The 19,806-nt window shown below is 35.2% G+C and carries 25 protein-coding genes and 2 pseudogenes; 12 read left to right on the top strand and 15 right to left on the bottom strand.

Features of this window, described 5'->3' with window-relative positions; genetic code table 11:
• Positions 1-5: 5 nt before the first annotated feature.
• From AC3OCB_RS02075 to AC3OCB_RS02055, 5 genes and pseudogenes are all read left to right on the top strand, one after another.
• Positions 6-1,577 (top strand): protein kinase domain-containing protein, encoded by a 1,572-nt coding sequence (locus tag AC3OCB_RS02075; RefSeq protein ID WP_498340531.1) that lies wholly within the window; start codon positions 6-8, stop codon positions 1,575-1,577.
• Positions 1,578-1,635: 58 nt separating this feature from the next.
• Positions 1,636-2,613: an arginine deiminase family protein gene (locus AC3OCB_RS02070; protein WP_498340530.1), complete on the top strand. Its 978-nt coding sequence runs from the start codon at positions 1,636-1,638 to the stop codon at positions 2,611-2,613.
• A 148-nt stretch (positions 2,614-2,761) separates the two neighbouring features.
• A pseudogene (locus AC3OCB_RS02065) lies at positions 2,762-2,959 on the top strand (acyl-CoA thioesterase); the annotation flags it as partial.
• A gap of 64 nt (positions 2,960-3,023) precedes the next feature.
• Entirely contained in the window at positions 3,024-4,277 is a 1,254-nt protein-coding gene (locus AC3OCB_RS02060; protein ID WP_498340529.1) for an RNA-guided endonuclease TnpB family protein, read from the top strand.
• A gap of 20 nt (positions 4,278-4,297) precedes the next feature.
• Positions 4,298-4,501 (top strand): annotated as a pseudogene (locus AC3OCB_RS02055) (acyl-CoA thioesterase); the annotation flags it as partial.
• Positions 4,502-4,560: 59 nt separating this feature from the next.
• On the opposite strand, the gene AC3OCB_RS02050 reads toward AC3OCB_RS02055, so the two are convergent.
• The 3 genes from AC3OCB_RS02050 to AC3OCB_RS02040 all read right to left on the bottom strand — a co-directional run bounded on the left by AC3OCB_RS02050 (position 4,561) and on the right by AC3OCB_RS02040 (position 6,513).
• A complete protein-coding gene (locus AC3OCB_RS02050; RefSeq protein WP_498340528.1) occupies positions 4,561-5,211 on the bottom strand; it encodes a peroxiredoxin in 651 nt (216 codons plus the stop codon).
• A 216-nt stretch (positions 5,212-5,427) separates the two neighbouring features.
• Complete coding sequence (locus AC3OCB_RS02045; RefSeq protein ID WP_498340527.1) at positions 5,428-5,571, bottom strand: hypothetical protein; 144 nt, start codon at positions 5,569-5,571, stop codon at positions 5,428-5,430.
• Between the two features lie 141 nt (positions 5,572-5,712).
• Positions 5,713-6,513 (bottom strand): nucleotide-binding protein, encoded by an 801-nt coding sequence (locus AC3OCB_RS02040; RefSeq protein ID WP_498340526.1) that lies wholly within the window; start codon positions 6,511-6,513, stop codon positions 5,713-5,715.
• Between the two features lie 229 nt (positions 6,514-6,742).
• On the opposite strand from AC3OCB_RS02040, the gene AC3OCB_RS02035 reads away from it, so the two are divergent.
• Positions 6,743-7,834 (top strand): HoxN/HupN/NixA family nickel/cobalt transporter, encoded by a 1,092-nt coding sequence (locus AC3OCB_RS02035; RefSeq protein ID WP_498340525.1) that lies wholly within the window; start codon positions 6,743-6,745, stop codon positions 7,832-7,834.
• Positions 7,835-7,885: 51 nt separating this feature from the next.
• On the opposite strand, the gene AC3OCB_RS02030 is transcribed toward AC3OCB_RS02035, so the two are convergent.
• From AC3OCB_RS02030 to AC3OCB_RS02020, 3 genes are read right to left on the bottom strand one after another with little or no spacing between them, the layout of a single operon-like run.
• A complete protein-coding gene (locus AC3OCB_RS02030) occupies positions 7,886-8,203 on the bottom strand; it encodes a hypothetical protein (RefSeq protein WP_498340524.1) in 318 nt (105 codons plus the stop codon).
• Between the two features lie 45 nt (positions 8,204-8,248).
• A complete protein-coding gene (locus AC3OCB_RS02025) occupies positions 8,249-8,983 on the bottom strand; it encodes an ABC transporter permease (protein WP_498340553.1) in 735 nt (244 codons plus the stop codon).
• Positions 8,961-9,791 (bottom strand): ABC transporter ATP-binding protein, encoded by an 831-nt coding sequence (locus AC3OCB_RS02020; protein ID WP_498340523.1) that lies wholly within the window; start codon positions 9,789-9,791, stop codon positions 8,961-8,963. The genes AC3OCB_RS02025 and AC3OCB_RS02020 overlap by 23 nt, the downstream gene beginning before the upstream one ends.
• Before the next feature lie 11 nt (positions 9,792-9,802).
• Here AC3OCB_RS02020 and tsaA point away from each other — a divergent pair, with 11 nt between their 5' ends.
• Positions 9,803-10,213, top strand: coding sequence for a tRNA (N6-threonylcarbamoyladenosine(37)-N6)-methyltransferase TrmO (tsaA, locus tag AC3OCB_RS02015; RefSeq protein WP_498340522.1), 411 nt, complete (start codon positions 9,803-9,805; stop codon positions 10,211-10,213).
• Here tsaA and AC3OCB_RS02010 read toward each other — a convergent pair.
• Entirely contained in the window at positions 10,206-10,697 is a 492-nt protein-coding gene (locus AC3OCB_RS02010) for a hypothetical protein (RefSeq protein WP_498340521.1), read from the bottom strand. The two genes, tsaA and AC3OCB_RS02010, sit on opposite strands and share 8 nt — an antisense overlap.
• Positions 10,698-10,760: 63 nt before the next feature.
• Positions 10,761-11,273: a hypothetical protein gene (locus AC3OCB_RS02005; protein ID WP_498340520.1), complete on the bottom strand. Its 513-nt coding sequence runs from the start codon at positions 11,271-11,273 to the stop codon at positions 10,761-10,763.
• A 159-nt stretch (positions 11,274-11,432) separates the two neighbouring features.
• On the opposite strand from AC3OCB_RS02005, the gene AC3OCB_RS02000 reads away from it, so the two are divergent.
• A complete protein-coding gene (locus tag AC3OCB_RS02000) occupies positions 11,433-11,933 on the top strand; it encodes an MFS transporter (RefSeq protein ID WP_498340519.1) in 501 nt (166 codons plus the stop codon).
• Positions 11,934-12,004: 71 nt separating this feature from the next.
• On the opposite strand, the gene AC3OCB_RS01995 is transcribed toward AC3OCB_RS02000, so the two are convergent.
• The gene (locus tag AC3OCB_RS01995) at positions 12,005-13,123 is read right to left on the bottom strand and encodes an SSO2105 N-terminal domain-containing protein (RefSeq protein WP_498340518.1); all 1,119 of its coding nucleotides are present in this window, start codon (positions 13,121-13,123) and stop codon (positions 12,005-12,007) included.
• A 186-nt stretch (positions 13,124-13,309) separates the two neighbouring features.
• Between AC3OCB_RS01995 and AC3OCB_RS01990 the strand changes: the two genes are divergently transcribed.
• Positions 13,310-14,290: an MFS transporter gene (locus tag AC3OCB_RS01990; protein WP_498340552.1), complete on the top strand. Its 981-nt coding sequence runs from the start codon at positions 13,310-13,312 to the stop codon at positions 14,288-14,290.
• Between the two features lie 83 nt (positions 14,291-14,373).
• Here AC3OCB_RS01990 and AC3OCB_RS01985 read toward each other — a convergent pair whose 3' ends face one another.
• A complete protein-coding gene (locus AC3OCB_RS01985; RefSeq protein WP_498340517.1) occupies positions 14,374-14,634 on the bottom strand; it encodes a hypothetical protein in 261 nt (86 codons plus the stop codon).
• Positions 14,610-15,920, bottom strand: a complete 1,311-nt coding sequence (locus AC3OCB_RS01980; protein ID WP_498340516.1) for an APC family permease — start codon at positions 15,918-15,920, stop codon at positions 14,610-14,612. Before AC3OCB_RS01980 ends, AC3OCB_RS01985 begins: the two co-directional genes overlap by 25 nt.
• A 38-nt stretch (positions 15,921-15,958) precedes the next feature.
• On the opposite strand from AC3OCB_RS01980, the gene AC3OCB_RS01975 reads away from it, so the two are divergent.
• From AC3OCB_RS01975 to AC3OCB_RS01965, 3 genes are all read left to right on the top strand, one after another.
• Positions 15,959-16,153, top strand: a complete 195-nt coding sequence (locus AC3OCB_RS01975; RefSeq protein WP_498340515.1) for a hypothetical protein — start codon at positions 15,959-15,961, stop codon at positions 16,151-16,153.
• A gap of 61 nt (positions 16,154-16,214) precedes the next feature.
• On the top strand, positions 16,215-16,415 hold the full coding sequence (locus AC3OCB_RS01970; protein ID WP_498340514.1) for a hypothetical protein: 201 nt from the start codon (positions 16,215-16,217) through the stop codon (positions 16,413-16,415).
• Between the two features lie 59 nt (positions 16,416-16,474).
• On the top strand, positions 16,475-17,119 hold the full coding sequence (locus AC3OCB_RS01965) for a hypothetical protein (protein WP_498340513.1): 645 nt from the start codon (positions 16,475-16,477) through the stop codon (positions 17,117-17,119).
• Here AC3OCB_RS01965 and AC3OCB_RS01960 read toward each other — a convergent pair.
• The 4 genes from AC3OCB_RS01960 to AC3OCB_RS01945 all read right to left on the bottom strand — a co-directional run.
• Complete coding sequence (locus tag AC3OCB_RS01960) at positions 17,116-17,454, bottom strand: hypothetical protein (protein ID WP_498340512.1); 339 nt, start codon at positions 17,452-17,454, stop codon at positions 17,116-17,118. The two genes, AC3OCB_RS01965 and AC3OCB_RS01960, sit on opposite strands and share 4 nt — an antisense overlap.
• 52 nt (positions 17,455-17,506) lie before the next feature.
• A complete protein-coding gene (locus AC3OCB_RS01955; RefSeq protein WP_498340511.1) occupies positions 17,507-18,088 on the bottom strand; it encodes a hypothetical protein in 582 nt (193 codons plus the stop codon).
• Positions 18,089-18,268: 180 nt separating this feature from the next.
• Positions 18,269-19,285, bottom strand: coding sequence for a DEAD/DEAH box helicase (locus AC3OCB_RS01950; RefSeq protein ID WP_498340510.1), 1,017 nt, complete (start codon positions 19,283-19,285; stop codon positions 18,269-18,271).
• Between the two features lie 55 nt (positions 19,286-19,340).
• A partial coding sequence (locus AC3OCB_RS01945) for a molybdopterin dinucleotide binding domain-containing protein (protein WP_498340508.1) occupies positions 19,341-19,806 on the bottom strand: 466 nt, incomplete at its 5' end.

Raw genomic sequence — 19,806 nt, 5'->3', positions numbered from 1 at the left:
TATTTATGATGTTTAGAATTCATAACTTCCTTCGCAAGTTTGGTATAATTATCTTTACTCTAGGAGTTTTACTTGTTATTCTTTCCATTTATGACCTCCTTCTTCTACCATACGGACTCGTTTTTATCCTTATAGGCTATGCCACTTTAGTCTTACTATTTAGAGATTATAAGAAAGCATTAACAGAAGCAATAAAAATACCCTCGCTCATTCTCTTAGCTTTTATTGGAATTTATCTTTACCAGAAGAAAATACCTTACGTTAACGGCATACCTTACTATTATTACGTGGACGTAGCAATAGCTGTTGTTATTGTACTGCTGATCTTTAGGTTTAGATGGAACATTTGCAGGGAAAAGAACTGCTTTGTAATTCTCTCCTATGCCAAAAGATCCCAAGATTATTTGAAGTGCAGGGATTTAACAAGGTTTGCGGAGTGCTTTGCAGAACGTGACGCTGAGAAATATTTTATTGATACTGTATCTAGAATGAAGAGAAATGACTTAGAAAAAATAAGTAAAAAGGGCCTTCCACCAAAGTACCTTTATCTTCTCTCTCAATATTATTTAGAGAGGAAAGGAGAACTTCTTCTTATAGCATGTAAAGGTGGGTATAGGATAGCATGTAAGGATTGGAAGCCAGAAATGTGGAAAGGGTTAGAAATAGGAGGTTACAAAGTTATTGATCTCATAGGTGAAGGAGGCTTAAGTTACATATTAAAAGGGCAAAAAGACGGAACGATTTACGCACTAAAAATACCTAAATTATATCCCAGCAGTTTTACTACTAAAAGCTTGAAGGATATGTTATCTGACATCAAAAACGAAGAAAGCGTTTTAGTTCAAATTTCAGAGAAATCTCGAAATATAGTAAAAGTTTATGCTGTTCATTTTGATGAGACAGACATACAATCAATACTTAAAGGGGATCTCTCGGTCTATATTTCAAATCCACCCTATATTGTCCTTGAATACATGGGTGGCGGATCAGCATATAACTATGACTTTACAGACTTTAGATGGAGAAAAGTAGCCTATCTTATCATCTCTAAGATCGCTTATGCCCTAGACGTTATACACAAGAACGGCTATGTTCATTCTGACGTTAAACCGCAAAATATTCTCTTTTCCTCTCAATTACCAAAGAAACCACAAGACGCATTAAAGGTTTTACAGAGTGGTAAAATAGAAGTAAAATTGAGTGATTTAGGAAGTGCAGTAAAAATAGGGGAAAAGGCTATACAGTTAACTCCAGAGTATGCTTCGATAGAACATGTAAAATCTCTTTTTATAGGAGGTATCTCTCCCTTTGATGATATATACTCTTTAGGTTCAACTGCATTCAGAATGTTAACTGGTAAAATTTTGAATTCTCAAGAGATGCTTAAAGCTTATGACAGTTTTTTCTCTACACAGAATTTAAACTTACTAGATCCTAGGTTATATTATACAAGGGATTACTCACCTCTGAATGTGTTAGAGCCCGATGTTGCAAACTTCATCCTATATATGACTTCACCGGCTAGAAGACCTAGTGCAATTGATGTTGCAAACTTTTTCTATTCTAAGTCCCTATGATATCAAGAGGGGAAAGGAATAAGTCCAAATTTTAAATTTTAAGTACGCTATTTTAATTATGTTAGCGGAATGGAATAAGTTAAGAGAAGTGTCTGTTCATAAGCCTGGATATGAAGTAATCTTTGGTCTGGTTAATCCTTCTTATTTCCTTTTTGAAAACAGATTCAATTTAAGTAAAGCTAAAAAAGAGCATGACGCCCTAAGAGAAGTGCTTGAAGAAGAAGGAGTTGTTGTTTATCGTCTAAGAAAAGTGCTGATGGATAAGATAAGAAAAAATCTAAAATTTAGAGAAAAAGTTAAGAAAGTTCTAGGTATTGAAAGTGAAGATCCTTATTTTCTAGTCGAGTCACTTATTTTAAAGCCTTACGTTGAAGATGAAAGAGTAGTTATTGATCCTTTGCCTAACTTATATTTTATGAGGGATCAACAGATAACTACTGATAATGAAGTGGTCATTGGGCGGATGGCTACTAAACAGAGGAAGAGGGAAACAGAAGTGCTTAAACTTTTTTGGGAGGCACTAGGTGTTAAGTTTAGAGAAATTGAGAGAGGGAAATTAGAAGGAGGAGATTATTTTCCAATGGGTGACTTTCATGTTATAGGTATTGGAATTAGAAGTGATCTACAAGGTGCTTCTTTTATTTTTAATCTCGGCGAAGTCGCAGTTGTTCACGAGACTAGACCAGAATTCTTTCATTTAGACACTTTCTTTAATGTCCCCTCGTCCAACACTGTTGTTGGCGTAAAGAAGTTAATGCAGGAAAGTAAGACAGAAGTTTATTATGACGGTAAACTTGTGAAAGTGACTAATCTTTATGATTACGTTAAGGAGAAGGGATTTAATGTGATTGAGATAGAAGAAAAAGAAGCAAAAGAGTACTTAACCAATTTCCTAACTTTAGATGACGGAAAGATAATCTCACCTAAAGACAGTAAGAAGTTCAAAGAATTTGATGTTATAGTTGTAAACGTTAAGAACTTAACTGGTGGTATGGGTGGGATTCATTGCATGACTGCTGTAGTAAAAAGGGGTTAGGAACTATCGTTATAAGCAAGCTAGGTTTTCTTATAACCAAATAATTTGACGTAATTTTATGATTTTTAATTATGAAGTATTGAAGCAGTTTTTCCAGTAGAGTTACATTCAAAAGAAAAAATTAAAACTTTCTCTGGTAAATATCTTTATGTCTGTTGAATTTGTATTTGAAGAAACTGTTAGAATATATGATACAGATGCTCAAGGTATTGCACATTATGCATCTTATTATAGATTTTTCACTAATACAATAGAAAAATATATGAGAGAGAAAGTCGGTATACCATACCCCAACGTTAATGATGAGTTATGGTTTGTCATGGTTGAATCCCATGCAGTTTACAACTGAATGCCTAGCCCTTTAGGGCGGGGATGACAAAACTTAAAAACAGCTAAATTAAGTCATTTTTATGGCTAGGTCAACTGAATTTAGACTCACAGTTCAAATGAAAGTTGCACCTAGCCACGAGATTATTCACCTTGCGTATGTGTACACTAGGGCTAAACAGCTCGTTGTCAATTGGTTAGTTAAGAATAAACCAATTTTCAAAAACAAAACAGATCTAATTAACATCCTCCATCACGAGTGGTATGAAAAACTAAAGAAGATGGGATTACCATCACGTTTAGCTGAAGACTGCGAAAGAGATGCTGGAAATGTGTATACATCATGGTTAGAGAATCCCAACAAGAACAAGTCAAAACCTATGATAAAGAGTGTATCGGTAATCTTAACGCCGAAATTATCATATAACTTGGATATAACCAAAATGAGGCTTAGCATATTAGGTTATGAAACACCAATATTGGGCTATTCTAGGACATTGACACAGTATAAAGATTGGAAAATTGCTGAAGCCAAGCTTGTGAAGAGAGGAAAAGATTGGTTCTTGTTCATCACTTTTCGAAAGGGAGAAGGGAAGAAAAAGAAGGGAAAAGCAAAGAAAAAAGAAGAAGGATTAACAACTGAAGGCGAAAATAAGAGAAATAAGGAAGAGAAAAAGAAAGAGGAGTTTAAGGTAACTGGTTTAGTTGCTGTGGATGTAAACTGGGACTTCCTTACTGTTGGTAATGACAAACAGATAATCGAAATTCCAACCCGTTTAGATGATGCCTATCATTATGTGGAAGAAGCCCAAAAGCTACAACAGAAATATCCTACAAAGTGGAGGTACTCGAAACATATACAAAATAGAATTGCTCACTTCTTTAGAAGGGAAAGGAACATCCTAATGGATTTTGCTAAGAAAGTTGGTAGGTGGATAGTTGAAATTGCTTTACTGTTGAAAGCTAATGTTATCGTTTTGGAGAGACTAACTAAGATGATTTCAAAAGTTAATGACTTAAGGAAAAACTACAGATTGAAGCTATATCTTATGCAATATAGTAGAATACAAAAGTGGATAGAATGGCAAGCCAAGAAATACAGATTGAAGGTAATTAAGGTTAATCCCGCATACTCTTCAACCAGTTGTCCTAAGTGTGGAACATTAATGAAAGAGAATGGGTACAGAACACTTAAATGTGAAAAGTGTGGCTTTGAAGAACACCGCGATTATATTGCAGTTCTCAATCTATATGGGAGGGGTCTTCTGCACCTCTCGACTACTCACGGAGTGAAGGGTGGAAAAGACCACTCAGACCGTGAGAATCCTCGCTCTTAAGAGCGGGGAGAAGTCAGAAAAGGCCGGTAAAGTTAGGAGATTCTCTATCAATACTTCTTTCACCAAAAGCTTTATCAAAGAAAGTAATAAGGTTTGATTTTAAGATTCTGAAAGGTGGAGAAGAAGCTACTGAAGGTTATGTGGTTCAAGTAGCAATTAACCCAAAAGTGTGGAAAAGTGTCGAAATACCAGATGATATATTAAGAAAAATAACGTCTGTATGACTTACGACCTTCTTATTTCCTTAAAAGCGGAGGTTTTAGTTGAAAAGAAAAAAACAGTTTTATTGTTGTTTTACTTCTTTATACGTAAACCACCAATCGAATGGCTGGTTTAGTCTCATTTTAGCATCCTTAACCGTCCTAGGTGGTGGATTAATTACTTTGTCACCTATTAACTCGTTGTTTGGCCAGTTTGCTGGAGTTACAACTCCTGCTTTATCAACTAACTGCAAAGCTTTTATTGCTCTTAGAATTTCATTTACGTTTCTTCCGATCTCCATTGGATAGTACATTATTAACCTTACTATTCCTTTATCATCAACTATGAACACTGCCCTTACAGTAGACGTGGCTGATTCTGCGTGTATCATTCCAAGTCTTTTAGCTACATTACCCATTGGGTCTGCAATTATTGGAAAAGGTATTTCTATTTTCAAGTTCTTCTCAATCCACATTACCCACTCTATGTGAGATATATTACTATCAACTGAAAGGCCTATAAGTTCAGTATTTAGTTTTTTAAACTCTTCATAATTCTTTGCAAAAGAGTAGAATTCAGTAGTGCATACTGGCGTGAAGTCACCTGGATGGCTGAAGAGCATAAACCACTTTCCTATGTAGTCGTCTGGTAGTTTTATCTTACCGTGTGTAGTCATTACTTCCATTTCAGGGAATTTTTCTCCGATTAAGGGTATTCTTTCTTGCTCACTCATTTTTATCTACTATTAATTTGTAGTTACTACTATTTAAGCTTAACTAGTTTTTATTTAAGATTAAATACTAAGTTAAAATGATTCCATTTTATTTAGCTGGGGTTAATTTACAATTATCATAGAATGTTTTTATCAATATTTTCGAGAGATATAGAGTATTATTTATCGCTGTAAACTCAATTTTGATAACTGAAAGGAAATTTAAGAAAGAGACCTTCAATTTAATATAACAAGCGTTCCCCAGATCACTTCATTTCTAGTTACTTCTACATACTTTAGATCCATGATCTGGGTTAGCCCTAGGTGTGGTATCATTAGCTTCAACCACACCGCATGGGGCTCTGTCGAGTCCAACGCCATGAGCCTCCCATTTGAGGTTTTGCTGTCAGCTCCTCCCTCCACGCACTGCGCATCATCATGAGGAGTTTCATTTAGCCTTGCCTAAAATTAGTTAATAGTATTTCAAACTATATATAAATTTATCGTTACATTGGAAACGGCCTAAAGTATTATTTCTTCTCTCTCAATATCCCCACTTGCCAATCTATCGGCTAAAGCTTTAATTTCTGGGATTATTGGTAAGTCTTCAAGCTTCATGGACTTTAAGAAAAGCTCTTCATAGAATTTAATAATCACTCCTTTTCTTAGCGAAAGACCATTCATAAACTCTTTTAGACCATCAATATATTTCTCTTTGTTTTCTGTAACCATGTTTATGATCCCTGCAAACATCTTATCCCTAGTCTCTCGTTTTAAAGTTTCACGAGCCTCGTGCCTAATCTTTTTCATATAAGCTATCGAACTTTCAATATCAAACTTCATAGGAGGAGCTATAATCACTTCTAAAGGCCCTATATGTTCACGTATTTTTAAAAATCCTTTTACTTCAATCGTTATCTCTTTAGAGTTCCACCTTTGTGGCGAATGACTATCAACGACAAGATATTCATAGTTTTCATTCTCTAGTAAATTTGCATATAAGTTGATAAACTTATTTTCAATCTCTTCAGTAACTTTGTGTATACTATACTTAAGTTCTGGGGAGTAAAGTTTTATAACCCTTAACTTTCCTTTCCCGAAAGCGAAATCTTTATAGAAGTTTTTAGGTTCTTGACCATCCAACAGTTGCGTTAACAATCCATCAGCCTCTATCCCAGCTATAGAGGAAGAATAGGGGAAGGGATCCCTGTCTACAAGTATGACGTTTTTCCCATTTATAGCTAGAGCCTTGGCTAGTATCAGAGAAATTGTTGATTTGCCAACTCCTCCCTTGTAACCATGAACAGTTATTCTAATTATCACGTTTTAAATTAAAGCTTTCAGCTATTTATGATTGTCTATTTAAGATTGTTCATCTATTTACTATAAAAACAAGATAATTTCTTAATTTAACCCTTTTGCTTAACCTTCTTTATCATTTACTTACTCAGTAAGTCATAATACAGAGCTGCAACTTAGCTTCCTTTATGGTAGTAATAGCTTATGGTCAAGGTAGGAAAAATTTATAATATGGATATGCTATCCATATATTATGGCAAAGAAAAATTTCACAAAAATATCACTAATGATAATATTTTTCGTTACAAATTTATTTTTAACGGGAATATTCTTTTTATTTCTCTTTCAACTTCCTAAACACGAGATAAATGTACAAACTGACAGTGGGGTAATAACTGGGACTTTTGTGACGCTAGGAGTATTAGGTTACACATTTGGTTTAAGGCATGCTGTTGATGCAGACCATTTAGCCGCAATTGACAACGTAACAAGAAAAATGATACAAGAGGGAAAAGACCCTTGGTTTGTAGGTACATTCTTCTCTTTTGGTCATTCCACAGTAGTAATCCTTTTGAGTATTTTGCTTATCGTTGCTACAAGGTTCATTGTAGGTAATCTTCCAAGTTTAGAAAACGCTGGTAGTATAATAGGTACAGTAGTAAGTGGTGGTTTCCTCTACGTTATCGCACTTTTAAACACTTTGATACTTGTCGAAATATATAAGATCTACAAGGAAGTAAGAAATGAAAAGAACATTGATGAAGAGAAACTCAATCAGCTTTTGCTAAAGAGGGGTTTTATGAACAGATTCTTTGGGAAGCTCTTCAAAATTGTTGATCATGAATGGCAGATGTACATAATAGGTTTTCTATTTGGTTTAGGTTTTGACACTGCAACTGAAGTCGCTATCCTAGCGATATCTGCAACTATGGCTGGTACCTTTACGTCAATTCCAATCACAACAATATTAGTATTACCAACATTATTCGCTCTAGGCATGAGCTTGATAGACACTTTAGACGGTATATTTATGAGATCCGCATACGGATGGGCATTTAAGAATGCTTTAAGCAAACTTTGGTACAACTTAACAATGACATTAATATCAATTTTTATCGCATTTGGTATAGGGAGCATTGAGCTCCTTGGGATAGTTCAGTCCGAGTTTAATTTATCTGGAATACTCTGGGACCAGATAGCAGCGTTAAACAACGTATATTGGGAATCTATAGGTTATATTGTTATTGGCACTTTTGGAATAACTTGGTTAATTTCATTCATAATATATAAGTTGAAAGTTAGTAAAGAAGTAAGTACTGAAGATCTACGCAGGGAGCGGCTATGATAGTTTTAATTTCTAAAATAAAATTTGCTCTTTTTCTGTTACACTTTATTATTAAATTAGTAGTGTGTCATTTCTTACTTGTCTCATAATCCTGAATATCTGTATTACTATATCCTCTGGTAATATATCTGGCAACTCTGGTTCGCAAATACCGTAGTAATCGCACTGATATAGGAACTTAGCTAAATAACCTGCAAGAAACGTTTTTCTACCAATTCTCTTGTCAATAAAGTTTCTAAGAACTATTTTCTTACTCTCTGCAGAAATAGGAAGTAAATTTACTTTATTTATAAAGCACTCCCAAGGATTATCCTTTTTGCTGCAATACTCATAAACTTGTGGTAATAAGTAATCTTCAAAGTAATCCATGATTCAAGTCTTTCTTCCCCAACTTTAAAAGCCAATCTGCATATACTACACGCTCCTCCATCTGCTAAACCTAACTGAAAGATAATAAAAAACCAAGGTCTCTGCCACAAGTAGTACCCATGAAAAAGTTAATAAAGTGTTACTAACACTTATCAATCCACTTTCATCCTGCATTATTAAAGCAGACAATGTAGTAGGCAAAGGAAACAATACGTAAAATATTCCTTTTGGTAAAAGGTAATAAGGGTAAAATATAGGCGGAATTATGCTTAGGAAAGTAGACAGTAGCCCTCCGACGCCCCAGCTGTATCTTATATGTGGTATTAAAGTACTAATAAAGAACCCTATGGCAGACGTGTTTATTAAGAGGAGAAGGAGGACTAAGATCATCATAGGAGAAAAAACGTGAAAGACTAAAGCTAAAATAAAGTACACTATGATCCCAGGCAAAGAATAAGTCAAGTTTGATAGCATTAAACCAAGGATATAGTCGTTTGGAGAAATTTGGCTTGCAACTAACAAGTCTTGTAGTTTTGAGACTAATCTGAGATAGGCAAAGTCCGCAGTTGATGACAAACCATTACTTGCTATTACTGTCAAAAGTCCACCTACTATTCCATAACCAAGGAAAGAACCGTGTGATATCATATAAATTAGAAAGAGCTCAGCTAAAGGTATAGCCATGTAAGTCAACACGTAGATAAATCCTCTCTTTACTGACGAGACACCATAAAATTTCACGAAAGAGAGATAAAAGTCAATTCTCCTCAAGGTTCTCACCAGCATAGATTATGAATAGGTCTTCCAACGTAATTGGCTTTACTACATACTTTCCAACGTAATTTCTAGCATCTTCCTTATCCACATATGAGATCCTTAATCTTCCAACTTTAATCTCCCCTATCCCTTCAACCCTAACTTTTCCATTAAACTTCTCCAAGAGTGATGGGATGGAACCTTTTGCAATTATTTTCCCTTTGTGCAGAAGTATAACTTCCTCTGATAATTCCTCTGCTTCCTCCATGTAGTGAGTAGTCAGAACAATTTTGCTCTTCATTGTCTTCAACACAGACCATATCTCTGTCCTTGAATATGGGTCTAATCCGGTTGTTGGTTCATCAAGAAATACAAGTTCAGAGTTGGAAGCCAAAGCCATTGTTACAAATATTTTCCTTTTCATTCCTCCAGACAACTCATCGGATGACTTGTCCTTTACTTCCCACAACCCAACTTCTTTTAGTGCTTTCCTAGCAGTTTCTTCAGCTTCTTTCAGTGAGAGTCCCTTGGCAGTTAAGAACATTGCCACATGCTCTAGAGGTGAAGCCATTCCGATGGGTTGGGCTTCTTGAGGTATTGATGCTATCATTTTCCTAACCTTTTTAGCATCTTTAACAACGTCATAGCCTTCAACAAAAGCTTTACCACTAGTTGGTAAAAGTTGAGTAGACAGTATTCTAGTCAAAGTAGTTTTACCAGCCCCATTTCTACCTAAAAGGGTAAGTACTTTTCCGGAAAACGTAAAAGAGACGCTATCTAGTGCAACTGTTCCATCTTTATAAATCTTAGATAAATTAATAGTTTCTATCACAAGTTATATTTATGAGCGTTTGTTTTAAGTACATTGGTTATGTTGAGAGAAAAAACAGTAATTCTACTTCCAGAGAGGAAGTTGTTGAGATCCACGTGGATAAGGAATATGAAGAAGGGTTAAAAAGTATCGAAGATTTTTCTCATGTAATAATAATTTATCATTTACATTTAGCTGAATTTGACGGTAGGCTTATAAGAGATTGGAATGGAGCGAAGGTTGGCGTTTTTGCTACTCGATCTCAATTCAGACCTAATCCCATAGGTATTTCGGTTTGTGAATTATTGAAAAAAGAAGGAAATATCTTATATGTGAAGGGGTTAAATGCCTTTGATGGCACCCCTGTGCTTGACATAAAGCCATATGATGCATGGGATAGGATAGAAAAAATAAGAGTTCCTTCTTGGCATAACGTCACATAACTGTTATTTTTTTAACGAATTTGCATTTTGGTAATATGAGGAGTTTGTTAACTGATGAAGGAACTACAAGCTCGTCTACTGAAATAATTGAATCTATATATCTGTTTATTGTATCTTGATCTACGTCCTCCAGCACTAATCTCTTTATATTTCTAAATGAGAGTAACTTCCCAACGCTAACAATTTCGTTTTTGGTTATGTGCAGTTCTTCCATATCAGATACAATCAGTATGTTTTTCCCAGCTTCATTATATCCCTCTACAAATGACTTTCCTACACCTATTGCCTTCATAGTCGCCTCATCTATTTTTTCTCCCACTTTCCCACTAAATGCAAGAAAGGTTCTCATAGCATCATTAATAACATCTCCAACTGTTTTACCTGAACTTCTTGCTATGTTTGAAATTCTCTCGTATAAGTCCTTATCAACCCCTCTAACTGTTACTATCTTCTTTTCATTTTCATTGTTGTTGTCGTTTGACATGTCAAAATAGATTACGCAGTTTACAAATTTAAACATTGTGTAAAAAAACTTGAAGTAAAAGAGTTATTTCGACATTGTAATCTTCTTTATTGATTTACACTTCTGCAATAGTAAAACTTTGTTTATGTTTGGAGGAATAACTAACTCCTCAACGTTTGTAATACTATCTATGTTGTTTAAGGTATTTAGATCTACGTTCTCCAACACCAATCTCTTTATATTTCTAAATGAGACTGGTTTTCCTGCCCCAATTATATCCTCTTTACTTATGCGCAGTTCTTCCATATCAGATACAATCAGAATGTTTTTCCCAGCTTCATTATCCGTAGGTAACTTTTGAACCACTTCGATTGGTTTTTCTTCTTTTTTAGCGTCTTTGTACCCGTCTATGAACGATTTTACCAGGCTCATCGCTTTCAGTCCTTTATCTCCCATATCTCTTCCGAAAGTCATCATAGCTCTGGGTATATCGTTAGTGAAGTCATTCATCAGTTTGCCATAGCTTTTAGCTAATTTCTTATTACTCTCGTATAACTCACTATGTTCTTCATTTGAGTTATTTTTCTCTCCAGACACAAACAATTATCTAGCTTTTTGGATATAAACTTTTTTATAAAGCTATCGAAAGTGTATTAGTAAACACTAAGAGTTTCTAATATTATAAATTTTAACATACGTAGAAAAATATAAGAATTAAAAAAGCTTATATGTTTTAAACTTTTATAATATTTAGCCATGGCGGATAAACCTTCAAAGGATCAAATCTATAAAAAAGTAGCTGAATTAACTGCAAGAATCGATAGATTACCTACGATGGTGTTACCTCTTTCTGTAATTCTTGCGTTAGCGTTTGGTTATTTTATCGCGTTATACGACGTAATTGATATCGGTATCGCATTCTCTGGAACCTCATTACCTTATACCGGTTTAACGCCGGGCGAAGCATCAACAGTAGTCTCTATGGGACTTTTTGGTTATATTCCGGGAGCTATTCTTCTAGGTTATTTAGCAGACAAATATGGAAGAAAACCAATGTTAATGTTCACTGCATTACTAACTACAATAGGGAGTTTAGGCAATGCTCTATCATTTAACTATCCAATGTTTATTATATTTAGGTTTATTACTGGGATGGGAATAGGAGGAGACTTAGTTTTAGTACCAACTTATGTTGTAGAAATGGTTCCCGCAGTTAAAAGGGGTAGAGAAACTGTTTTGATTTTTAGGATAGTTTGATATGGAATAAGACGATTTAGGGTGGTTAATGAAAAAGTTAAATACCCTGTCGAAATACAAGTCTTTCTGAATTAGGTCAGTTGTAGAGATTTTATCGCTATTAAATAAGCCGAGGCTGTATGCCTGTCCAATCCCTTCTCCTTCATTATTTCATCATGCTCTTTCGAGTGCGTAGTGCCTTTAGGCGAAACATAAGCGACATCCATTGAGTATAAGGAAGCTTTATAAGTTATTCTTTCTATTACCCTGTTCCTAAACATTGATATCTTGAAATTATAGTTTCTGCTTTTTCTATCGCCGTTCTTAATCCAGTAATATCGTAAATAACCAATAACGTTAGGGTTTTCTAGCACAATGGTTGAAACGCCTTTGTTGTAAGCATAATCTAGCAACTTGTGTATTTTCTCATTTATTCTGCTCCATGCCCTTTCCTTATTATAACCTCTTGAAATTGTGTTGTCAAACCAAAAGGTCTTCTTATTCTTCAAAACACCTTTAGAGTTAATAATGGCTAAGTTTAGCCTGTCGGTATTGACATCTATACCAGCAATGAGGTTGCCTAATGGCTTATCATATCTCTTCATAACTTCTTTATACAAAGTGTAAGGAACCATAATTTGCAGTTTTGAGAATAAGTAGAGTCTATCAGAGTAAGCGTTGTATTCCTTCATAATAACTCTAGCAGGATAACCAATTTCCTTCTTTTTGCTCCTTTCTAACAGAACATTGGCTAACTTCTTATAACCTTTTGGTATTTGAACACTCACTGTAATTCTTTGTGGATTTTTCTCTTTATCAAAAGTTAATATTTCAACCTTTTCACCTATTAAGCGAATGTTCAAATTACCGTACTTCTGCTTCTCAGCTTCACTCTGGAAAAGCAACCATGAATCTAACTCTAAATCCTGAATGTTTGCTCCTAGTTTTCTAGCACTCTTTAAAGAGGAGTGGATCAGTGTTGCTATGCCATCAATGTATCTTCGGTTTGGCAAAATATCATTGCACCTTTTTCTTGCAAATTGAAGGAAAGAAGCCTGAGAATAGTCTGACAACTCTAAACTATTTTTCACGTCGTTTAACAGTCTGTGGGCACAAAGCTTGGAGTACCATGAAGTCCACCAAATTAACTTTGCTCTTTCATCACTTACAACAAAAGGAATGTTTATTGTTATGTAATCTGGTAATTCCATGAGTGTATATACACCCAAAAGATTTAAATACTTTTCTTTTGAGATAATATTTAGTGGGCTTCAGTTCCCAAGACCAGTAGGGCTATGAATCCCTTGGCGACAAGGGAGGAGCTACTGCTGTGAGGGGGCTGGAGTGTAGCCGCTGAGAACCAGATGACCGGTTGTCATCCTAAATCAACATAAAATATCAGAGACCACCGCCATCTGGGGAGCGGTCAGTACTTTAATTTAATATACATTGCAGGATGGGCTGGACTGGGATTAGGTCCATTCCTAGCTTCTATTATAGACTTGCTTAACCCAGCGATTGGGTGGAGAGTTATCTTCCTAATTGGTGCGACATTAGCGTTTATTGTACTTATAGTAAGGTCTCACGCTAGTGAAACAGTAAGAATGTTAGCACTAAAAGGTAAGATCAATGAGGCTGAAAGGGTTGTAGCTCAAATGGAAGAAGTAGCGGTGCAAAAGACTGGAACACAGTTGCCTCCATATAATCCTTTAACTTATAAAGTAGAGGAAAAGAACCCACTGTCAGTATTTATGAATAAAAAGTATGCAGTAAGAATAATTACTGTAATGCTATCAATATTCTTCTTCTATTTCGGTGAATATCCATATTTGACTGAGTTCTTATTATGGTCTAGTAGTTTACACTTATCATCTTCTCTTAATAATCAGCTAACTTTCCTATACGGTCTAGCTGGAGTAGCGACTTTTCTAGGAGCAATAGCATTAAGGCCTATAGTAGAAAAAGTAAGGAGAGCAATACTAACTACAATAGCTTATGGAGTTGGCATGTTACTTGGAGTAGCAATTTCTGTTGCAGGTGTACTAAGTTTAAACATCCCATTAGCATTCGGAGGAATGCTATTAACTAACTTTATAGGTGTAGGATGGAGTAACCAATTAAATTACTTAAATGGCACTGAAAATGTTCCTACATACGCTAGAGCAACTTCTTTTGCTTTTAGTGACGGTTTTGCTCATTTAGGTGCAGCGATATCAACTGCAATAATATTATCAATTATACCAGCTTTAGGACCCCTTCAAACTTGGGTGCTATTCCAAGTACCTATGGTAATCATGGGAATAATCTTGATCTTTGTATTGCCAAATACTATTGGTCAAAGCCTAGAAAAGGTAAATGAGGCTGAAGCTGGAGTTTAACTATTTTTAATTCTTAATTACACTTTTTTACTTATATGTGTAATACACTATCTCTGTGGAAATTAAGAGTAACTTAAAATATATTACGTTTCGCCCTGAACCTTAATGCATTCTGCTACTTTTTCTATCATCATAATTGCGTCTTCTTTCTCTACATGTACGAAATATCTCCAGCTCTCGTCATTTAAAGAGGGAAAATGAGTTACAACGTAAGCAATGTTCTTACACTCTTCACTATCTAGAACGATGTCCGGATTGTTCTTCAGAAACTGTTTAACAAAATTAATTGCTGTAAGGGGTTTTCCCATTTTAGCTAGATTTAATGCAACTTCAATTTCTTCCATTCTAACCACCAATGCATAATTCCAATTATTATTCCACTTATTAATGAAATTATCCCGACTAGAGAAGTCGGATACGAGAACGGAATGACATTAGAGAAAATTCCATAACCCATTAAGACTACTGTTGCTGTAGAGAGCGGGACATCGTACCATCTAAATCCCAGCTTATTCTTGGTGAAAAGTGGATAGACAGCTGATACAATCACATGAGAAGAATAAAGAGTGATAAGAGAAGCTTCAGTAGTAAGTAAATATATGTTTGAATACTGTCCTGTCACACTTGCTATCAAATTGATAATCAAGAAAAATCCTCCTACTATTAAGATTGATTTTACCATATCTTTCCTCAGTAAGGTGAATGTCAATCTTGATAATGCAACATAAGCTGCAGTAACTGAACCTATGAGACTATTTAAAGTGAACAGAAAAATGATTATAGCCATGGTATTTCCCATAACTTTTTGTGCTATGTAAAATGCAGGGTATTCAGTCACGTTTAACAAGTTGGAAACACCAGAGTTTGAGAAACCAGCAAATGCTATTTCAAAATAAGACGCAAATAGTACTGCTATCCCAGCAACCCAATAAGCTAAAATATATGACTTTCCTACTGTATTTCCTTTTCCTATAGCCTCATAGCCTAGGAAGAATGAAGCACCACCACCTGCTAACGTAAAGCCTACACTTAAAGCTCCAGAGAAGAAGCTTGAAACTGGAACGGTAATCTGAAGAGGTTCTGTTGAAAACCCAGTTACCGAAAGTACTTTAACGCCCAAAATCACTATCAACACTATTTCAATCATTGAAGTTATAAAGGCATAAAACAATGGGGGTTTTATTCCAGATAGTAAAAGAAGAGTGAGCACCACGGGTATCAGTACTTCAATTACTCCAAGTTCAAACATTGATAGAGAAAATTCTGAAGTTAAAACAATCCCCGTCAGGTAAGTAATCGCGGAAGGCAAATAAACAGCATAGCTTATCCAATATAACCAACCAGAGATTTTTCCCAACAGTTCTCCACCACCGCTTCTCGCAAAGTCGTAAGTTCCTCCAGTAGTTGCTACTACTTTTGAATATCTATAACCGATTAAGACCCACAAAAAGTATATTAACGCTCCTAAAATCCCGGCAATAAATGTAGATGAATATGAAGATGAAAGTGCAAAGGTTAGATAAGCTGAGGCTGAGCCTAAGGGTGCAATAGAGCTTAATGATTGTGCGTAAACCAAGTAGCTTGGTATAGTGTTTTCCTTTGGTTCGAGCTTCTTGGATAACTTGACCATACGCTTAATTTAAATACAACATAATTTAACTCTTTCTCATGGACAAGGAAAAGATAAAAGATATGCTCGAAGAACTAAGGGATGAGGTAAATTCTATTTACTCTGATATAGACGACTTACTGGATAATTTTGATTCTCTAAGCGAAGAGGAGTTGAAAGAGAAGATAAATGACATAGTAGACTCAATACTGGATCTAAAGGATGATGCCAGAGATTTACAAAAACAGACCTAAAATACTGTTATACGCTTTTTTCAAGGTTAACGCTTAAATTTTATCATTCATAATACTGCTTGTGATTATAGTTACTCCAGAGGTTGCTATTAGAATAATTTTCAACGTAATAGCTATAATTACTGGCTTTTATGGGGCTGTTCATATCGTGTTTTATAAACTAAATCTGCCAGGTTTTGAAGGGAGATGGGCTTTAAATCTTGCTATTATTTTACTAGGTATTGCAGTAGTGTTATTAGCATTAAGTTATATAATTCTTTGAGAGAAGGCATAAGATAAGTAGTGAATCACCATTTTTAACTTGTTTTTTAATTATAGTGTGTGATTAGAATAGGAAAGATATCTAAGGATGAGGAAGAGTACTATTTTGCTCTTGATAATGGGAAGTGGAGAGAAGTAAAAATAAAGAATAAGGTTTGGAGAAGCTTAAAAGGAATAAAATATATTGAAGCAGATCTGAATGAGGAAGACGGAACTGTAATAAAGAAGGTTTACAAAAAAGAGGGAAGAGTTGCTTCAGTTGATTATTTTAAGGTCGATCAAAATGAATTGAAAGAGCTTTCTTTCCAATGTAGAGAAATTGGCAATGTCTTTTCAAAACAAGTCATCATGTGTGAAAGTGAAAAGATAAAGGTTTATCAATATGAGGGAAGGTTCTTTGATGATAAAGTCCAGCTACAGAACTACATTACGTCAGAATTGAAAAGAGAAATAGGTAATGATCTAGTCACGGTTAATGGCAAAATTAAGGCTGAAACAGAAAAAGCCTATCTCCTTCTCATAAAGGGAAAGGAAATTTGGATACCCAAGAGCATAAGCACTTACCAACAAGAAAACGAGTCTATTCAAGTACCATTATGGTTCGCTAAAAATAATTCACTCATATCAGAAAAAGAGTATAACGCTATAGTTAGTGAAAAGTTAAAGAAGTATGAAGGCGAATTGGCAAAGATCCCATTCCTTTAAAGGAAATGATGCTTTTCGTCTTCCACTATCTCAGCTATTCTTCCCTCTATTTTGAAATTTTTGTAGTAGAAATCTAAAGCCTGACTTTCAACTTTGTTAACTACCATCTTTATTACTCTGTTTCCCATCAGTCCAACAAGTATACCGAAAACGAGAAGAAGGTAATATGTAGGTTTCTCTAATATGCTCCTTCTAAATTGCTTAAAGTAATCCCAATGACTTTTTTCATTACGATAAGCGAAGAGAAACCTACCCTCTTTTTTGACCAAATATATTCCTCTAGCTAGGCCAGCAGCTCCTGCTTCACCCAGTAAGCCGAGTAAATATTTATCCATATTTTCTTCTTGGAAAGAAAATTTAAAAAGAGTTGTAATAACTTTTCTAACGCTATTTTCCTGGCAGAGTTTTATAAGCTAATAAGAAACCTGTAAGGCTAATTATAAAGATCAGTATTTCATACAACGACAGAGGAATAACATTATGTTGAATAAGTGGAACAAGAGCGTCAATATAGCCTAAAAGCGCAATTAAGAAGAAACTCTTTGATCTCCTAAACAAATAATAATAGCCTAGAGAGCCCCAAGCTGTATGAGCCAAGAAAGAGTCAACTCTCTCTAAAGCTCCATAGCCTATCAAGGGCAAAAGTTGTGGAGTAGGATAAGCTAAAGTGGGATTGTTGTGTATAGCTTGCTGGACTAGTGCAGGGTTTGAGCTTTGAAGGGAAATTACTACTGCCACATTTATCAGTCCAATAACGCCTGTGAGTATAGCGTTTTCCCAAAATGCGAGCATTGCCCCATATGACAATGCTAACCTTTTATTATATTCTTTAAAAGACCTTTGGAAAAGTAAAGGAAAGAGAAACGCAAAACCTACCTCAAATATTGTAGTTAACGAGCCGTAAAATATTGCTTGTATATAAAGGGGTGAAGAAAGGATGAAATTTGAAGACGGTGATTCTATTAACACTTTTGCAACTATTGCTAAAAACTAAGCTAAAGCGGATATTACAATTATTGGACCTTTAGGCCTCAAGATTATTATCGGTACAACTCCAATTATGATAGATAAAAGAGGGCTTAAAACTACTAAGGGTTTAATACCCATGTGTCCCTCTCTAGGTCAATGAATAAAAAGTTATTCATAAGATCATTGCTCTTTTAACAACTTTTTGATCTCTCTCTCTAGCCAATTCTCGTCGCTTTTAATGAAAGTGACAGCTACTCCTTTCTTGCCCATCCTTCCAGTCCTTCCAATTCTGTGGATATAAGTCCTAATATCTGAAGGCGCATCGAAGTTTATCACTTTTTCAACTAACGGTATGTCAAGTCCTCTAGATGCTACGTCAGTTGTTATTAGCATACTATAGTCCCCTCTACGAAAAGCATCTATATTTCTATTTCTAACACTCTGAGGCAAATCTCCTCTTAATTCAACTGCATCATCAAACAGTTCAACTAATTTTGCAACCCTACTTCTAGTTCTTACGAACACTATAACCCCTTCTTCTGCGTTTTCTCTTAATGCTCTTACTTTGCTCCTCCAGTCATCATCTACGTGAACGAAGTTATGTTCAACGTTTGCTAAACCTGTACAAGCCTCAATTTCCTCATAATTGCCTATATACTCCTTTGCTACTTTTCTTATCTCATCTGGGATTGTAGCAGAGAACAATCCAGTTAATTTTCTGTTTGTAGTTTGACCTAATATTATCTTTACATCGTCGATGAAGCCCATTTCTAACATTAAATCGGCTTCATCTAGAATCACGATCTCGAAAGAGGACAAATCAACTTCCCCTTTACCCCATAAATCAAGAAGCCTACCAGGGGTAGCTACGATTACGTTAGCCTCCTTAGCTCTTTTGATCTGAGACTTATAAGGCATTCCTCCGTAAATTTCTGCAACAGAAACATCCATATATCTTCCGATGTCTTTTATGTGAGACGCTACTTGTCTTGTTAGCTCCCTTGTGGGTGTTATTATTAAGCTTCTTTTTCCAAGTTCAAGAATTGGTATTACATAAGCTGCTGTTTTTCCGCTTCCAGTCTTAGCTTTAGCTAGTACATTTTTTCCTTGCAGAAGCAAAGGAATAGTCTTTTTCTGCACTTCTGTAAGGTCTTTAAAGCCCATTTCTTTAATGGCTTTCTCTATTTTTTCATTCATAACACGCAGTATACACGCGGAGGAATAAAAATCTATTTGTCTAGGGAGAAAAAAATTAGTAAGTCTTAACTTTTTCTATCTTAACTACTGTGTATTTATATCTTGGTGTTTTTGAGTCTTCATCTAAATCATCACAGACAACGTAATTAATATATGGATTATGAGAATAAGTGAATAATGTACCTTCCTTAACCTCATTGCTAAGTATTGCCGATAGAATTGTACTACCGCATTTAGAAGTTATTTTAACTAAATCCCCTCTCTTCACGTCAAGCTTTTCTGCATCTTTAGGATTTATAAGTAACACAGGTTGAAATGTGTTAAACCCTGGGGTTCTATTTATTAATTCATCTGTGTTGTATCTGGTCACAGTTCTGCCTGTAATTAAAACTAGTCCTCTCTCAAGATTCTTCTCTTTAACTAATGCAAGTCTTGCTTTCCCACTAGGTGTGTTAAACTTTTCTCTATAAAGGACTGTATCGTTTACCGGGTATCTAGAAGGTTTCGAATAATCCATTACT

It is taken from the genome of Sulfurisphaera sp. (assembly GCF_059755235.1).
This window is presented reverse-complemented; position numbering and strand designations above follow the sequence as displayed.

What these genes read in the sequence shown, in the direction of transcription:
- AC3OCB_RS02075 (WP_498340531.1), top strand. Translation starts at nt 6, where the DNA reads ATGATGTTTAGAATTCATAACTTCCTTCGCAAGTTTGGTATAATTATC.
- AC3OCB_RS02070 (WP_498340530.1), top strand. Translation starts at nt 1,636, where the DNA reads ATGTTAGCGGAATGGAATAAGTTAAGAGAAGTGTCTGTTCATAAGCCT.
- AC3OCB_RS02060 (WP_498340529.1), top strand. Translation starts at nt 3,024, where the DNA reads ATGGCTAGGTCAACTGAATTTAGACTCACAGTTCAAATGAAAGTTGCA.
- AC3OCB_RS02050 (WP_498340528.1), bottom strand. Translation starts at nt 5,211, where the DNA reads ATGAGTGAGCAAGAAAGAATACCCTTAATCGGAGAAAAATTCCCTGAA.
- AC3OCB_RS02045 (WP_498340527.1), bottom strand. Translation starts at nt 5,571, where the DNA reads ATGGCGTTGGACTCGACAGAGCCCCATGCGGTGTGGTTGAAGCTAATG.
- AC3OCB_RS02035 (WP_498340525.1), top strand. Translation starts at nt 6,743, where the DNA reads ATGGCAAAGAAAAATTTCACAAAAATATCACTAATGATAATATTTTTC.
- AC3OCB_RS02030 (WP_498340524.1), bottom strand. Translation starts at nt 8,203, where the DNA reads ATGGATTACTTTGAAGATTACTTATTACCACAAGTTTATGAGTATTGC.
- tsaA (WP_498340522.1), top strand. Translation starts at nt 9,803, where the DNA reads ATGAGCGTTTGTTTTAAGTACATTGGTTATGTTGAGAGAAAAAACAGT.
- AC3OCB_RS02010 (WP_498340521.1), bottom strand. Translation starts at nt 10,697, where the DNA reads ATGTCAAACGACAACAACAATGAAAATGAAAAGAAGATAGTAACAGTT.
- AC3OCB_RS02000 (WP_498340519.1), top strand. Translation starts at nt 11,433, where the DNA reads ATGGCGGATAAACCTTCAAAGGATCAAATCTATAAAAAAGTAGCTGAA.
- AC3OCB_RS01995 (WP_498340518.1), bottom strand. Translation starts at nt 13,123, where the DNA reads ATGGAATTACCAGATTACATAACAATAAACATTCCTTTTGTTGTAAGT.
- AC3OCB_RS01985 (WP_498340517.1), bottom strand. Translation starts at nt 14,634, where the DNA reads ATGGAAGAAATTGAAGTTGCATTAAATCTAGCTAAAATGGGAAAACCC.
- AC3OCB_RS01980 (WP_498340516.1), bottom strand. Translation starts at nt 15,920, where the DNA reads ATGGTCAAGTTATCCAAGAAGCTCGAACCAAAGGAAAACACTATACCA.
- AC3OCB_RS01975 (WP_498340515.1), top strand. Translation starts at nt 15,959, where the DNA reads ATGGACAAGGAAAAGATAAAAGATATGCTCGAAGAACTAAGGGATGAG.
- AC3OCB_RS01960 (WP_498340512.1), bottom strand. Translation starts at nt 17,454, where the DNA reads ATGGATAAATATTTACTCGGCTTACTGGGTGAAGCAGGAGCTGCTGGC.
- AC3OCB_RS01950 (WP_498340510.1), bottom strand. Translation starts at nt 19,285, where the DNA reads ATGAATGAAAAAATAGAGAAAGCCATTAAAGAAATGGGCTTTAAAGAC.